Source organism: Gammaproteobacteria bacterium, from assembly GCA_013001575.1.
Taxonomy (GTDB): Bacteria; Pseudomonadota; Gammaproteobacteria; order Steroidobacterales; family JABDMI01; genus JABDMI01.
Map to the genome: position 1 here is coordinate 15,961 of JABDMI010000036.1, position 16,384 is coordinate 32,344.

Annotated in this window: 14 protein-coding genes; 7 read left to right on the forward strand and 7 right to left on the reverse strand. The window is 46.7% G+C overall.

The features are described 5' to 3' along the window. Positions 1–19 precede the first annotated feature (19 nt). The 4 genes from HKN88_03350 (at position 20) to HKN88_03365 (ending at position 3,245) form a co-directional block, all read left to right on the forward strand. Entirely contained in the window at positions 20–475 is a 456-nt protein-coding gene (locus HKN88_03350) for a hypothetical protein (GenBank protein NNC97089.1), read from the forward strand. Continuing rightward, positions 472–1,080 (forward strand): FMN-binding negative transcriptional regulator, encoded by a 609-nt coding sequence (locus HKN88_03355; protein ID NNC97090.1) that lies wholly within the window; start codon positions 472–474, stop codon positions 1,078–1,080. Before HKN88_03350 ends, HKN88_03355 begins: the two co-directional genes overlap by 4 nt. Then, the gene (locus HKN88_03360) at positions 1,077–1,559 is read left to right on the forward strand and encodes a GNAT family N-acetyltransferase (protein NNC97091.1); all 483 of its coding nucleotides are present in this window, start codon (positions 1,077–1,079) and stop codon (positions 1,557–1,559) included. The genes HKN88_03355 and HKN88_03360 overlap by 4 nt, the downstream gene beginning before the upstream one ends. A 96-nt stretch (positions 1,560–1,655) precedes the next feature. Beyond that, positions 1,656–3,245 (forward strand): ABC-F family ATPase, encoded by a 1,590-nt coding sequence (locus HKN88_03365; GenBank protein NNC97092.1) that lies wholly within the window; start codon positions 1,656–1,658, stop codon positions 3,243–3,245. Here HKN88_03365 and HKN88_03370 read toward each other — a convergent pair. The 3 genes from HKN88_03370 to HKN88_03380 form a co-directional block, all read right to left on the reverse strand. After that, positions 3,242–5,242, reverse strand: coding sequence for a urocanate hydratase (locus tag HKN88_03370; protein NNC97093.1), 2,001 nt, complete (start codon positions 5,240–5,242; stop codon positions 3,242–3,244). The two genes, HKN88_03365 and HKN88_03370, sit on opposite strands and share 4 nt — an antisense overlap. A 166-nt stretch (positions 5,243–5,408) precedes the next feature. Further along, positions 5,409–9,308: a phosphoribosylformylglycinamidine synthase gene (gene purL, locus HKN88_03375; GenBank protein ID NNC97094.1), complete on the reverse strand. Its 3,900-nt coding sequence runs from the start codon at positions 9,306–9,308 to the stop codon at positions 5,409–5,411. A 35-nt stretch (positions 9,309–9,343) separates the two neighbouring features. Continuing rightward, positions 9,344–9,682: a DUF1820 family protein gene (locus HKN88_03380; GenBank protein NNC97095.1), complete on the reverse strand. Its 339-nt coding sequence runs from the start codon at positions 9,680–9,682 to the stop codon at positions 9,344–9,346. 92 nt (positions 9,683–9,774) lie between these two features. Between HKN88_03380 and mltF the strand changes: the two genes are divergently transcribed. Continuing rightward, the gene (gene mltF / locus HKN88_03385) at positions 9,775–11,301 is read left to right on the forward strand and encodes a membrane-bound lytic murein transglycosylase MltF (protein ID NNC97096.1); all 1,527 of its coding nucleotides are present in this window, start codon (positions 9,775–9,777) and stop codon (positions 11,299–11,301) included. Between the two features lie 251 nt (positions 11,302–11,552). Further along, the gene (locus HKN88_03390; protein ID NNC97097.1) at positions 11,553–12,140 is read left to right on the forward strand and encodes a hypothetical protein; all 588 of its coding nucleotides are present in this window, start codon (positions 11,553–11,555) and stop codon (positions 12,138–12,140) included. Here the strand turns inward: HKN88_03390 and HKN88_03395 are convergent. Next, positions 12,137–12,418, reverse strand: a complete 282-nt coding sequence (locus HKN88_03395; protein NNC97098.1) for a GIY-YIG nuclease family protein — start codon at positions 12,416–12,418, stop codon at positions 12,137–12,139. The genes HKN88_03390 and HKN88_03395 overlap by 4 nt on opposite strands. Positions 12,419–12,509: 91 nt before the next feature. Next, on the reverse strand, positions 12,510–13,913 hold the full coding sequence (locus tag HKN88_03400; protein ID NNC97099.1) for a sigma-54-dependent Fis family transcriptional regulator: 1,404 nt from the start codon (positions 13,911–13,913) through the stop codon (positions 12,510–12,512). A 291-nt stretch (positions 13,914–14,204) separates the two neighbouring features. On the opposite strand from HKN88_03400, the gene HKN88_03405 reads away from it, so the two are divergent. Further along, positions 14,205–15,335, forward strand: coding sequence for a cupin domain-containing protein (locus HKN88_03405; GenBank protein NNC97100.1), 1,131 nt, complete (start codon positions 14,205–14,207; stop codon positions 15,333–15,335). On the opposite strand, the gene HKN88_03410 is transcribed toward HKN88_03405, so the two are convergent. Next, positions 15,315–15,914 carry a hypothetical protein gene (locus tag HKN88_03410; GenBank protein ID NNC97101.1) on the reverse strand — a complete coding sequence of 200 codons (600 nt, stop codon included), beginning with the start codon at positions 15,912–15,914 and terminating at the stop codon, positions 15,315–15,317. The two genes, HKN88_03405 and HKN88_03410, sit on opposite strands and share 21 nt — an antisense overlap. Then, complete coding sequence (tadA, locus tag HKN88_03415) at positions 15,911–16,381, reverse strand: tRNA adenosine(34) deaminase TadA (protein ID NNC97102.1); 471 nt, start codon at positions 16,379–16,381, stop codon at positions 15,911–15,913. Before tadA ends, HKN88_03410 begins: the two co-directional genes overlap by 4 nt. Positions 16,382–16,384 lie beyond the last annotated feature (3 nt).

Sequence of the window (16,384 nt, forward strand, 5' to 3'; positions counted from 1 at the left end):
ATCAAATAAAGGGAAAATTGTGTCAACGGCCATTCATAAAAAAGTCGCCGCGTGTAAAGCCGGAACCAATCCACAACTCATCACCCGTATGCCATCGGGCTGGTTAATTCTGGGCGATGTGCAGTTCTTACACGGCTATTGTTTGCTAATGCCAGACCCGGTCGTACCGGATCTGAATGCGATGTCGTTGAAAAAGCGTAACGAATTTTTGCAAGACATGAGTCTGGTCGGAGATGCCTTACTTGATGTCACCGCTGCAATACGAATCAATTACGAGATCCTTGGTAATCTGGAACCAGCATTGCATGGCCATATTTTCCCGCGATTCTCGGATGAAGACCCCGAACTAAAAACCAAACCCGTATGGTTCTATGATTGGGAAAATGCCAGAGCATTTGATGCAGATACGGACCAGGAAATAATGTTGAAAATTCGTAACCACCTGGAACAACATGGCCTTACTGAAAGTCAATGAATACTGTTTATCCGCCCAAATATCACCTGGAAACGGATGAGGAAAAGATTTTTCATGTGATCGAGCGCTTCCCCTTGGCGATCCTGATCTCCAGCAGCAACGATGAAATACAAACCACCCAAATTCCTCTTGTTCTTGACCGGGGATCGAAAACCCTTCTGGGGCACATAGATAAAAACAACCCACATGGCAAACTTCTCGATAACAGAAAAGTCTCGCTTGTGTTCAATGGGCCAAATGCCTACATTTCACCAACCACATATGCTGTAAGTGAATTACCCACCTGGAATTATATCAGTGTGCACGCAAGCGGAACTGTGACAACCATTCACGACTTCGATAAAGTCAGTGATTCAATAATTGCCATGGCAGAATTTCTTGAAACAGAAGATAGTAATTATCAACTTGCTAAAGGTGACGAAAAGTTGAAAGCCCTGGTTCCCTATGTGACCGGATTTGAAATTGAAATTGATGAGATGATCGGCCGTTATAAATTGTCGCAGGATAAGTCCGCACAGGATACCGGTCTCGCCAGACAACATCTGATTAACGCCAACAAACACGACCACACGGCCTTGCTTGATTATCTACTGGATACCCAATGACAATAGACATACTGGTTGCCGACTACTCCAATCCACAACACGCCAAAGATGTGGGGTTTTTATTGAATGAATACGCCAAGGACCCTATGGGTGCGGGCAAACCACTGGATACTGGCATCCAGGAAAAAGTCGCCAGCGAACTCGCCAAACAAGCCGGCGCATTCAGCGTGCTCGCTTATGTCGATGGCAAACCCGCTGCCTTAACCAACTGTTTGCAAAGTTTCTCAACATTCAAATGCAAACCCCTGATCAACATTCATGACCTGGCTGTGGTCAAAGAATTTCGCGGCATGGGACTCAGTACCCGTATGTTGGAGAAAGTTGAAGAAGTTGCCAGAGAGCGTGATTGCTGCAAACTGACCCTGGAAGTGCTGGGTAAAAACATTCCTGCCAAGAAGTCATATCAAAAATTTGGTTTTAAGGCTTATGAGCTGGATCCGATAGCGGGTGTGGCTGAATTTTTGGAAAAAGAGCTTTAACAGCTTAAATAAAGCTATAAATATGTGTTTTTAGAGTCAAATTGTGGCATAGTGCGCACCCTCAAACTGTCGCAATCGCTCAATTAAGGCTTAATCGTGTTAACAACTTCCAATATCACCATGCAATTTGGTGAAAAACCCCTGTTTGAAAATGTTTCGGTCAAATTTGGCACCGGCAATCGCTATGGACTGATCGGCGCGAATGGTTGTGGGAAATCGACCTTCATGAAAATTCTCGGTGGTGAGTTGGAACCCACTTCCGGCAATGTATCCAAAGACCCACATGAACGAATAGCCACTTTGAAACAGGACCAGTTTGCCTATGAAGAATACAGTGTTCTGGATACGGTCATTATGGGGCACAACGAACTCTGGGCAGTGAAATCAGAACGCGATGCGATCTATGACAACCCGAACATGACCGAAGCAGATGGCATGCGAGCGGCCGATCTGGAAACCCAGTTTGCAGAAATGGACGGCTACACAGCTGAAGCCCGCGCAGGCGAATTACTACTAGCCGTAGGCATACCTGAAGAGCAACATTTTGGCCCGATGAGTGAAGTGGCCCCAGGCTGGAAATTGCGTGTACTGTTGACTCAAGTTCTATTTTCCGAGCCTGACATCATGTTGCTGGATGAACCGACCAACAACCTGGATATCAATGCCATTCGTTGGCTAGAAGGTGTTTTGAAAGAGCGTAGTTGCACCATGGTCATTATTTCGCATGACCGTCACTTTCTAAACAGTGTGTGCACTCACATGGCTGATCTGGATTATGGCTCGATCAGCTTATATCCTGGGAACTATGATGAGTACATGACTGCCTCCACTCAGGCGCGTGAGCAAATGCAGGCCGATAACGCGAAAAAGAAAGCCCAAATTGCCGAGCTCAAGGCCTTTGTGAGTCGCTTTTCGGCCAATGCCTCCAAATCCAAACAAGCCACCTCACGCGCCAAACAGATCGACAAAATCAAACTGGCCGATATCAAACCGTCGAGCCGAAGAAATCCCTATATCCGCTTTGAGCAAGAGAAAAAACTCTATCGCATGGCTTTGGAAGTTGAAGGCCTGGCAAAAAGTTTTGAAGAAAACCTGTTTAAGAATCTCGACTTATCCATCGAAGTCGGAGAACGGGTTGCGATCATCGGAGAGAATGGCATTGGTAAAACCACCCTGATGCGCTGTTTGTTTGGTGACCTGGATGCCAATTCGGGCGAGATCAAATGGTCCGAGAATGCCAATATCGGTTACTACGCCCAGGACCATGCGCATGAATTTGAACACAACAAAATTGTATTTGACTGGATGGACGCATTTGGAAAACCTGAAGACGATGAACAAAGTATCCGATCGGTATTGGGTAGACTGCTGTTTTCACAAGACGATATCAGTAAAAATGTGAAAGTACTTTCGGGTGGTGAACAAGGCCGCATGATCTTTGGTAAATTAATGCTGCAAACCCCTAATATCCTGTTACTCGATGAACCAACCAATCACCTCGACATGGAATCGATCGAGTCCTTGAACCTGGCCTTGGAAAATTACGAGGGCACCCTGCTCTTCATCAGCCATGACCGAGAATTTGTCTCCTCGATCGCGACGCGAATAATAGAACTGACCCCAACCGGCATCAATGATTATCACGGAACTTACGAAGAGTATTTAGCCAAACAAGGGCTAAATTAAAGATCAACTATTTCAAACACGTCTTCATCGACTAAATTGGGGACCGTTACTTTTAACTCAGGTGTCCGTGCCATTTCTCTATTCAGGGCAAACATCGCTTCTTTATTTCTTGCCCAGCTACGCCTGGCAATGCCATTATTGACATCGTAAAACAACATAGCCTTGAGGCGTTTAGCGGCTTTTTTGCTGCCATCCAGTAACATCCCGAAGCCGCCATTTATCACTTCACCCCAGCCTACACCGCCGCCGTTGTGGATAGACACCCAGGTCGCACCCCGGAAACTGTCACCGATGGCATTATGGATGGCCATATCGGCGGTGAATTGACTGCCATCATAAATATTGGAGGTCTCGCGAAACGGTGAATCGGTTCCACTCACATCGTGATGATCGCGTCCGAGAACCACTGGACCGATCTCGCCAGCTTTAACGGCGTCATTAAAGGCTTTGGCGATCTTGATACGCCCTTCTGCATCTGCATAAAGTATTCTCGCCTGTGACCCAACAACCAGTTTGTTCTTTTTCGCATCCGCGATCCAGCTAATATTGTCTTGCATTTGTAACTGGATCTCGGGTGGCGCGTCTTGCATGATCTCTTTAAGTACCTGCATGGCGATGTCATCCGTCTTATCCAGATCTTGCGGTTTTCCCGACGTACACACCCAGCGGAAAGGGCCAAAACCGTAATCAAAACACATCGGACCCAGAATATCTTGCACATAAGACGAGTATTTAAAATCGATATTATTGTCGGCCATCACATCCCCACCGGCGCGTGAGGCCTCAAGTAAAAAGGCATTGCCGTAATCGAAAAAGTAGGTGCCTTTCGCCGCATGCCTGTTGATGGCATTTGCCTGACGGCGTAAGGATTCCTGGACTTTTTGTTTAAACTCTTCCGGCTGTTCACGGATCAATCGATTCGATTCCGCATAAGTCACATCCACCGGATAATATCCCCCCGACCAGGGGTTGTGCAATGAAGTTTGATCTGAACCAACGTGCACGAATATATTTTCACGATCAAAGTCTTCCCAGACGTCCACGATGTTTCCGATGTAGGCAATGGAAACCACTTCTTTATTGTCTTGGGCCTGTTTTACACGAAGGATCAAGTCATCCATATCATCAATGAGCACATCGACCCAGCCCTGGGCATGACGTTTTTTTGCAGCGTCCGGGTTAATTTCAGCACATACCGTAATACATCCGGCAATATTCCCGGCTTTGGGTTGTGCCCCGCTCATGCCACCGAGACCCGAGGTTAAGAATATTTTTCCGGCAGAGGTATCGTCTTTATTTAATATTTTACGAAACGCATTCATCACGGTAATGGTCGTGCCGTGCACAATGCCTTGTGGCCCGATGTACATGTAGGAACCGGCGGTCATTTGCCCGTATTGGGTAACCCCCAAAGCATTATATTTTTCCCAATCGTCCGGACTGGAATAGTTCGGTATCATCATGCCATTGGTCACGACCACACGCGGAGCATTCTTTGAGGACGGAAACAGTCCCATCGGATGACCGGAATACATGTGCAAAGTCTGTTTGCTGGTCATGCTGGCCAGATACTGCATGCTGAGCAGATACTGTGCCCAGTTCTGGAATACCGCACCGTTTCCGCCATAAGTAATCAATTCTTCCGGGTGTTGGGCCACGGCCGGATCCAGATTGTTCTGGATCATTAACATGATCGCAGCAGCCTGTTGGCATTTGGCGGGATATTGATCTATTGGACGTGCATACATCTTGTATTGCGGTTTAAACCGGTACATGTATATGCGACCGTAGTTTTTCAATTCATGCGTAAACTCGAGAGCAAGTTCTTGATGCCAGTCTTGTGGGAAATAACGCAGGGCATTACGAATGGCGAGCTTTTTTTCTTCGAGAGTAAGAATGTCTTTGCGCTTGGGTGCGTGGTTCACGCTTGATGTATATTCTCTTTTCGGAGGAAGTTCGGTAGGGATGCCCTGGAGTATTTGGGATTGAAAAGTCATGTTTTGACGTTTATTCGTTTAATTTAAAAACATACTTTACCGCGGCTTGACCACGGTATCTACATTTTTAAGGGTTCCGGCGCTCAAGCCGCTGGAAAGTAAGTTAATAATCAATGTCTGCTTTTGTAGCCATCCTGAAATAAACTCAGGATGTGAAAAATTCTTACTAGTCTACCCAAACCCTGGCATTTCGAAATATCCGCATCCACGGACTGAACTCACCCCATTCCTGTTCGTGCTGCTTGGACACATACGACATCTGGATGGTACGGAACACGCGCTCCGGATGCGGCATCATGATGGTGACGCGACCATCCAAGCTTGTCAATGAAGTAATGCCTTCAGGAGAACCGTTGGGATTATGCGGATAGGCATCGTTAAGTTGATGACGATTATCCACATAACGCATGGAAATAATCTCAGAGGCCGATGCCAGGTGAGCAGCATCGACAAATCCGGCGCGACCTTCCCCATGCGAAGTGACCACTGGCACAACTGACCCGGCCATGCCTTGCAGCAGAATGGACGGAGACTCTTCAATCCGAACATTGGAAAAACGTGCTTCGTATTGCTCGGAACGATTGCGTAAAAACTTCGGCCAGTGCTCGGCACCTGGAATAATGTCTTTAAGTGTGGACATCATCTGGCAACCGTTACACACTCCGAGTGAGAAACTGTCTGTCCTTTCGAAGAACTGACTGAATTCATCACGCGCCTTGTGGTTGAACAAAATCGTTTTTGCCCATCCTTCACCGGCACCCAGTACATCACCATAAGAAAAACCGCCACAAGCAACCAGACCTTTGAATTCAGACAATTTGTGGCGTCCTTGCAAAATGTCAGTCATGTGCACATCGTAAGTCTCAAAGCCGGCCAGATCGAACGCGGCGGCCATTTCCACATGACTGTTTACGCCTTGCTCACGGATCACGGCAACTTTAGGACGACTGTTCATATTCAAAAACGGCGCAGCAATATCTTCTGCCACTTCAAAAGTCAATTTGGGCTGAACGCCTGGATCATTCAAATCCAGGATACGGTCATACTCTTCCTGGGCACAATGCGGATTGTCTCGCAGACTTTGCATGTGGTAAGACGTTTCCGACCATAAACGATGCAGTTCCTCGCGTGCGGCAGAAAAAACTGAATTATCATTTCGTTTGAAGTCGATGTGGTTCGACTTGAGCGGCCGACCGATCTCGACACAGAATTCACTCAAACCATACTGTGCAATTATCTTGGTAACCGCTGCCAGATCGTTTTGACTGACTTGTAACACAGCGCCCAGTTCTTCACTGAACAGTGCGGATACGTTATCGGTATTTAATTGATCCAAATTAATATCCAGACCACAACGACTCGCAAACGCCATTTCTGTCAGAGTTGCAAAAAGACCGCCATCGGAACGATCATGATAGGCCAGCAATAAATCATTCTGATTGAGACTTTGAATCAACTGGAATGCCGATTTCAGGATCTCGGCATCATCCACATCCGGTGTTTCAGATCCGGTTTGTTGATATACCTGGGTCAGGATGGAACCGCCCAGGCGATCTTTACCAGCTCCAAGATCCAGTAATATCAATACGGATTGCGTTTCCAAATCCAATAACGGGGTTAAGGTTTTGCGCGCGTCTTTAACTGGCGAAAAACCGGAAATTATTAATGACAATGGCGCAACCACTTCGTGTTCATTCTCGCCCTCATTCCACTTGGTGCGCATGGACAAGGAATCCTTACCCACCGGAACCGCAATCCCCAAGTCTGGACAGAGCTCTTCGCCAACCGCTTTGACTGTGGCATACAAAGCCGCGTCTTCACCGTCGTACCCGCAGGCCGCCATCCAGTTGGCCGACAGTTTAATATTTCCGATGTCGCCAATATTGGAGGCAGCCATATTGAGCAAACACTCTCCGATCGCCAAGCGCCCTGATGCCGGTGCGTTCAAACTGGCGACCGGGGCGCGTTCACCCATGGCCATGGCTTCACCGGTAAAGCCTGACAAGGAACCGGTCGTTACCGCCACATCGGCCACCGGAACTTGCCAGGGCCCGACCATTTGGTCGCGCGCGGTATGCCCCATTACCGCCCGGTCACCTATGGTCACCAGAAAAGTTTTATCGCCCACAGTCGGGTGACGCAGAACGCGTGAAACGGCGTCTTGAAGGTCCAGTGAGCTGGTATCAAAATCATCCCCGGTAAGCGAGCGTGACTCAACATCGCGCAACATTTTCGGTGCTTTGCCGAGCAACACTTCCATCGGCATATCGACCGGATTATTACCAAATTTTTCATCGCTGATGATGAGTTGCTTTGCTTCAGTTAATTCACCGACCACACAATATAAAGCGCGTTCGCGTTCACAGATCGCTTTGAATTCGTCAATTCGTTCGGGAGTGATGCACAACACAAAACGCTCCTGGGCTTCGTTACACCAGATCTCCATCGGCGACATGCCCGGTTCGTCATTCAGCACATTCCGCAGTTCGATCACGCCGCCATGTTTGGAGTGATCAATGAGTTCCGGCAAGGCATTGGAAATTCCTCCCGCGCCCACATCATGGATCAGTGCGATCGGGTTGTTCTCGCCCATTTGCCAACAACGGTCGATAACTTCCTGAGCGCGTCGTTGCATTTCGGGATTGCCGCGTTGCACCGAGGCAAAGTCCAGATCTTCGGAAGACGTCCCCGATGAGACCGACGAGGCTGCACCGCCACCCAGACCGATCAACATCGCCGGCCCACCGAGCACAACCAGCTTAAGCCCTGGATGTACATCGGGTTTGACAGCGTGTTCCGCTTTGATGTTTCCCATGCCGCCGGCGATCATGATCGGCTTGTGATAACCACGACGCATGGATGAGTCAGACCCGGGTTTTGCTGCCGTTTGTTCGTAACTACGGAAATAACCGGTTAGATTCGGGCGGCCGAATTCGTTATTGAATGCGGCACCCCCAATCGGCCCTTCCAGCATAATATCGAGTGCCGAAGCAATACGATCGGGTTTGTGTAGCTCACCTTCCCAGGGTTTGGAGGCATCGGGCAAATGTAAATTGGACACTGAAAATCCACACAGTCCGGCTTTGGTTTTCGCCCCCAGACCAGTGGCCGCTTCATCGCGTATTTCACCACCATTACCGGTTGATGCGCCGGGATAAGGTGAGATAGCGGTTGGATGATTATGCGTTTCTACCTTGATCATGATGTGCGCGGGTTCCGTATGCCAGGCATAATCACCGGCAACTTGCTCGGCATAAAAACGTCTGGTCTCAGCCCCGGCAATGACGGCCGCATTATCCGAATAGGCAGACAGCACGCCTTCAGAATAATGTTCATGGGTATTACGAATCATGGAAAACAGCGATTTTGGCTGCTCAACACCGTCAATGACCCAGTCGGCGTTAAAGATCTTGTGGCGGCAGTGCTCCGAGTTGGCCTGTGCAAACATCATCAATTCGGCATCGCTTGGATTACGGCCCGACTTGGAAAAATTTTCGAATAAATAGTCCACTTCGTCCTCGGACAAAGCCAAACCCAATTCGGCATTGGCGGTTTGCAAGGCTTGTTTGCCATGTTGCAAAATATCGATGCGCACTAAAGGCTTTGCTTCGGCACTTGAAAAAAGCTGTTTGGCATCGGCCAGATCAAACACCAGCATTTCGATCATTCGATCGCGCAATATATTGGATATGCTAAGCAGTTCAGATTCGTTCAAATCCTTTGCAGCGGAAATTTCGAAGGCAATGCCGCGTTCCACGCGTTTGACCTTTTCCAGGCCTGCATTGTGCACAATATCGCTTGCTTTGGATGACCAGGGTGAAATGGTGCCCAAACGCGGAAAGACCCACACGTTAGGTTTCAGTGATTGTTTTGAGCCGGTTTCACCGTAGCTTAATAGAGCCACAAGTATGTCGTGCTCTTTAGAATCCAGTTCGGCATTGAGCTCGGCAATGTGTACAAACTGCGACTGGATCGAACTGATCGACGGTAATTGATCTTGTAATTGGGTAAGTATTTTTTTTAAACGAAAAGACGAATGCGCCGCGGTGCCATGTAAAGTTAGCATGCTTACCCTAGTTTGTTGGTAATTTAAAAATCAATTCAGCTTTGACTGCTGGTCGGGGTGTAAATTGGTGACGGGAAACGCGTAACATTGTCACCATCTACTTTGGATATTTTACTTACGCCTTTTTTTTCAACTTCATCAATTCGTATTATGTGATGCAAGGGAATGTAACTACGCGTGACACCGGCAAATTCACTTTTGAGTTTTTCTTCTGACGGGTCGACCACCAGGGTGGTTTTTTCGCCAAAAACCATTTCTTCAACTTCCAAAAATCCGAACAAGCCGCCTTCACTGATCTCACGCGCGTAGATCTCGTAAACCTGGCCCTGGTTCATGAAGATCACTTTGAATAATGACTGGGTTTTGGTGTTCATATTTTCGACAAAAGGCACAAAAAAGAGTGGGTATTTTACCCGATGCAGATGCCTCCTGCAGGCCTCAGTCGCATGTGCTACATTCCCTACAAATGACAATAAATTGGGCACGCAATCCGGAAAACCTCAAGTGGCTGAGTGTACTCGCTATTCTGGTGATATTGTCCCTGCTTCTGGTTACCTGTTCACCCGGGGTTAGTCCGTACCAAGAAATTATCGAAACCGGAGAATTGCGCGTTGTCACGCGCGAGAACCCGTCGACGTATTTTATTGAAAATGGCGAAGCCAACGGGTTTGAGTATGATCTGGCCCAGGGATTTGCCGATTTTCTTGGCGTTGAGCTGAAAATATATCCGGCCTCAGTCTCTCAGGCCTTGGCCGATGTTGAAAATGGTCGGGCGCATATAGCCGCGGCTGGTTTAAGTGTGACCGAGGCGCGTAAGTTGAACGTGAACTTTGGACCGGCTTATCAGGAAGTCACCCAAATTTTACTGGGACGTCAACAAAGCCGTCGACCCAAAGATCTGAGCGAATTACCCAACTTTAATATTGCCGTGTTAAAGGACAGTAGTCATCAGGAACGACTGATCCAGTTAAAAGCCAATTTTCCGTATTTAAGTTGGGATGAAAAGATCGCTCAAAGCTCACTTGACTTGATGCGCCTGCTTGAAGCCAGAGAATTCGATCTGACCATTGTAGACTCGGTGGAGTTTGCCGTGACGCAACGCTATTTTCCTAAATTAATCCCTTTGTTTGATCTAACTGAACCTCAGGAACTTGCCTGGGCCTTACCGGAGAATTCTCCACAACTGCAGTTAAAAGTTGCAGAGTTTTTTAATTTACTGGAGACCTCGGGTGACCTCGACCAACTGAAGGAATATCACTTTGGTTACATAAAAAGTTTCGATTATGTGGAAGTCACCAGTTTTACGCGTGATATTGATACTCGCTTGCAAGACTATATCGGGCTGTTTAAACAAGCCGAACAAAACTACGGCCTGGATTGGAAACTACTGGCGGCAATCTCTTATCAGGAATCGCATTGGCGTAGAAATGCGATATCTCCTACCGGGGTGCGTGGATTAATGATGTTGACAAAACACACTGCTGCAGAAATGGGAATCGCTGATCGGCGTGACCCGGCACAAAGTATCGATGGTGGCACGCGATATTTACTCAAAGTTATGGATAAAATTCCGAAACGTATCAAATACCCGGATCGCCTGTGGTTTGCCCTTGCCGGGTATAACGTAGGATTTGGCCATCTCGAGGATGCGCGAATACTTACCGAGCGTGCCGGAAATAATCCTGACCTTTGGAGTGATGTACGCGAACATTTACCTTTATTGTCCGAAAAAAAATATTACAGCACCGTGAAACGTGGCAAGGCACGCGGTTCCGAGCCGGTTAAATACGTGGAAAACATTCGTGATTATTATGACCTGTTACGTTGGTTAACGCGTGAAAATGAAGTCACAGCGGATCCACAAGCAGAAAGCGATTCCCCCGAAACACAGGACCAGCAAAGCGATGAGGAAGTTACCGTTCCACAGGAGGATGCTCCGGATGAGAACAATAAAGACTTGTCCGAAAACCTGATAAACGATGAGGTCATCTAGATGTGTATTGAACACCGATCTGATATTTACGGTCGTGCCGGGCTTGACAGTGCTATTGCAATTGCAGTCTTGCTTGGCCGTAGAGCGAATAAGCGCTTGATATACCAGTCATTTTTTGAGACTATAATTTGGGCTAAGCACATATCCAGGGCAAATAGATGCTGCATTCAAGTACACATAACACCAAATCACAAATTAAAACCTCATTATCAGGACTGATCATTTTCGCGATGCTGTTGACTAGCCTCGCAATGATTGCTCAAGATGAAGCCGTAAATATCGCCCAGCCTGTTGACGCGAGTGTGGAAGCCGTTGCTGAAACCATTGAAAACGCATTAGATACAGATCTAACTGCAGAAGATACACCGGTTTCACAAACACTCCCTTCACCCACAATCAGTGTGGACAACCCGGTTGAAACTCCACCGCAAGAGATCAAACTGGCCTGGGACTCAATCGACGATGCCAATTCTTACAGCTTTGAATTATGCAGCGATAGCGCTTGTGAATCGGTAATGTTGTTTTACAATAATTTGAAAGATCCTGAAATAGAATTTCCCAGTTTGAATGAGCAACAATATTTTTGGCGTGTGCGTGCTGTGAACGCGAATGGCGAACAAGGTGATTTTTCCTCGGCTCAACCACTATTGGTCAGTGCGGAATTTATTCCTGCTACGCCGGTACCAACTACTCCGACGCCTACAATCAGCGAAGCTGAATCCGGAGAAGCACCCTGGTTTGCAACCTATTTAGGCCCCTTGCCCTGGTATCTCTGGATCATTATGCTGGCCTATTTGTACTTTATTCTGCGAGTCTCTTACTGGTATATGGGTCGTTAGGCATTTTCGTCAATAGTGTTCGGCAAAACACCGGTTTCTACGATGTTTTCTTTTTCAATCTTACTCAGACTTTTAAACCAGGCTTCCCTTTTTAAAGCCTCGGAACGGTCACCGATCGCACTGTGCAAGATCAGTTCAAGCGGACCTTTGCCGCGTAATGCTTTGGCGGTTTTTTTCCCCATGGCCTGATGCTCTGAAAAACGTCTGTTTACGTCATTAGTAATACCGCAATACAAAGAATTATTCGCGCATCGAATTATGTACACCGACCAGATCATAGTTAGAGTTTAACCTAATAGTGGTGTCTAAATCTTGGTGCAAAAAAAAACGGGAGCCAATGCTCCCGATATTAATTTGATTGCGTAAAGATCAATGCTGACTATCGTCAAATTTTCCCAATAAACGATACAGACTGGTTCTGGATATTCCGAGGGACTCTGCTGCCAAGGTGTGGTTATTGCCACAGGTCTCCAGCGCTTCCAAAATGGCTTTTTTCTCGGCCACCTGGCGTGCGGTATTCAGATCAATGATATTGGCTTTGAGTGCTCCATCCAACCCGATATCATCAGCTGTAATCGCTTTGTCACTAGAGACCACGATCGCGCGTCGAATTTTGTTCATCAACTCACGTACATTGCCCGGCCAGTCATAGGATTGCATGGCGCGCATGCACTCATTGGAAAAGTATTTTTTGGTTTTACCGCGATTAAAGCGTGCCAAAAATGCTTCGGCCAGATCAGGAATATCGGCTCGATGATCTCGCAAAGCGGGGACATTCACCGGAATAACATTAATGCGATGATAAAGATCTTCGCGAAAGCGACCCTCCGCAACAGACTGCTCCAGGTTAACATTGGTCGCGAGTATGATGCGACAATCCACATCGATCTCTGTTACCCCGCCCAGACGCTGTATTCTGCGGGTTTCAAGAAAACGTAAAAGGCTTACTTGGATATTCATGGGCATGTCACCAATCTCGTCCAGGAATAAAGTACCCAGATCTGCCGCTTCGATCTTGCCAATCGAACGCTTGTCTGCACCGGTAAACGCGCCTTTTTCATTACCGAATAACTCGGAGTGGATCAGAGACTCTGGTAATGATGCACAGTTGATAGCAATAAAGGGGTGCTGGTGACGCGCCGATTGCAAATGTATGTTGCGCGCAATGAGTTCCTTGCCTGTTCCACTTTCACCCATCACCAGAACGGTCAAACTTTCTTCTGCGATAACCTTGATCATACGACGCATTTCGCGCATAACATCACTGTGGCCAATGATCTCATCCACACTGGAATCCGAGATCAGGATCTGGTGTTGTGAGGTATTCTCGAGTTCAACCTGTGACAATTTGGCCATGCCATAAGCATGCCCAACGGTATCAAGAAAGCGACTTTCCTGAATTGGCAAACGATGATAATCATAGAATAGCTGGCTGAAGCGCATGTTCAGATGTCGTTGCAACCATTCCTCATCAGGAACAACGGCAATCCATTTGGTGGTGAAATTAGACAATGCATGATGCTCGATACTTCTCAGCAAACTGTCATCTTCAGTAAAAATGGTAATCACCACAGGATAGTGGTTTTTTTCAATAAAGCCGGTAAATTCTGTGTCCGTACTACAGACATCAAATTGCCAATTATTCTTCTCAAGCACCTCGGCAAGCTTGTCGCGATGCTTGCCCGATCCCACCAGGAGTATTTTATCTTTAATATACTCTTCTTTGTTTTTTGAATCGGAACCCTCCGTTTCCGTGTTATCTACTTCATCCATTCCCGTTCTCCATTAATAATTGCCTGTATTTACGCAATACAAAATCGGTAAACTAATGCGCCTAAGTTCGAACTATAATATTTAGTGTAAGTTTATCTTTACTGAGCAAGTTTGTCAGTGGCCTAAATTTAACACAATTCTAAAGCCCGACCTTTGACTTGCAGGACATGAAATCATTTTTAATAATAAAAACAATCATTTATGTAATTATTGCGAATGCAAAAAATGTAACAATTTGTGTCATGGTTACGCAATTTCCGTAGATTTGTGCAGCTCGAAGGTCTTTGATTGATGCAAATAAACTCACATTTTAATCCGGGTGAATTTCTGACCGATTATTGGCAAAAACAACACCTTGTCGTAAAAAATGCTTTCACTCTAAACCGAGATTTGATCACAGCCGATGAGCTGGCCGGACTGGCTTGTGATGAAAACATGCAATCCAGGCTGATCTTAACGGATTCCGCGCAATCAAATTGGACCTGCGACTACGGTCCTTTTAATGAGCAAGCTTTAACAAATTTACCTGCCACGCTATGGACATTACTGGTTCAAGCGGTGGATGAATATATTCCCGAAATGCAAGATCTACGCGACGCGTTTGACTTCATACCCAAGTGGCGACTGGATGATGTGATGGTCAGTGCCGCAAATACCGGGGGTGGTGTCGGGCCACATTTTGACTACTACGATGTGTTTCTGGTGCAATTATCGGGCACGCGCGAATGGAAGATCGGACAAGCATGCAATTCAAGGTCAACATTGAGAGAACATACGGATCTTAAATTACTCGAAAATTTCAATACCCAAGACACACACATTCTCAAGCAGGGCGACTTGTTGTATATTCCGGCCGGTTTGGCGCACTGGGGTACCGCCATGAGTGATGATTGCATCACTGCATCGATTGGATTCAGGGCGCCGTCTTATCGGGAACTGGTCATTGGTGCGCTGGAGAATCTCGCCGAACAATTCAAGCAAGATCAACGCTATCGCGATCGAGACTTAACGCCAAACCAAGACCCTTATTTAATTAGTGCTTCTGTATCCCAAGAATTGGACAGCATTTGGCAGCACATTGATAAAAACGCATTGATACAAAATCTGGAAAAAGAGTTTTCACGCCAGGTGACCGAAGTGCGTGACCCGGATCTATTCTCATTCAAAAATTACAGCGTAGAAGAGATCAAGGAACTTATTGATGCAGACCGCTTGCACCTATCCAAACATCCTTCTGCGCGTTTTGCCTATTTGCAACAAAACGAAAATACAACTTTATACGTAAATGGCATAGATTATTCGACCAATCTGGAGAGCGCGCTGTTTAGTTGTCATAACGATGTGTCCAAACTGCAAAACGTTGACCTGGAATTGATCGCCGAGCTGCTCAATGAAGGGTTTTTATTGCTGCAAAAACCGTAATTGATGTGTATCGCAATCCTGCATCAGGGAATCTATGGTATTTATTTTTACGCATTTCAGCCAGGTTCTGCACTGCTTTTGTTCGATGAATAAAGGCAGTCGGATGGTTTTTTTGATATTTGTAAGCCTTTGTGATTTTGTCAATAAAGCAACTTGCATATTGCCATCCACATTGAACTGATACAGTGCCCCTAATAGAAATGCTTCATTATTCCGGTGTTGTAATGTCGTACCATGTGTCATGCCATGCTTAGTCGTTCTAATGGTAAATCCATTAACCGCAATGATTGCCCGATAGCGACGTATCAGTGATTTAAATGAAACCCGTTCATGAATCGTTTCAGTTCTAGCGATGGTTAATGGACGAGTAATTCGTTGCTTTTTATCCCAGTTCGGCAGCATGCCCCATTCTGCTGGAGCAATTTTTACTTTACCGAAAGTGGAATACACTGCCCACAAGGGCTCGGGTGGTTGAACGATTGATCTTGACGTGAAATAGGCTTCCGGGAAACCCACTCCCAGCAATTCCAGTGCAGACTGGATGGATGCATAGTCATCAATGCGAAGTTCTAAACTCAAGTTTTTATGAGTCGCTTTTGTTGAAAGAAAGTTTTAAGTTGCTGACTGCATTCTTCCTGCAAAACACCTTCAATGCATTCAACCCGATGATTCAAAAACTCACCATTTAATAAGTCGAACACACTACCCGCCGCACCAGTCCTCGGATCTTTGGTTCCGTAAACCAACTTAGCGACCCGTGCATGCACCATCGCCCCGGCACACATCGAACACGGTTCTAAAGTAACGTAGAGTGTGACATCGGCAAGTCGATAATTCTGAAAATTTTTCGCCGCTTCACGTAAAGCGATCATTTCGGCATGCGCAGATGGATCATGCGACGAGATCGGTCGATTATAGCCTTCTGCGATGACTTCCCCTTGATGCACAAGCACTGCACCCACCGGCACCTCACCCTCCGCTTCGGCTTGAGCAGCAAGCTCGATGCAGCGACGCATGAAATGTTCGTGAGAATTTTCATCAAACATAAA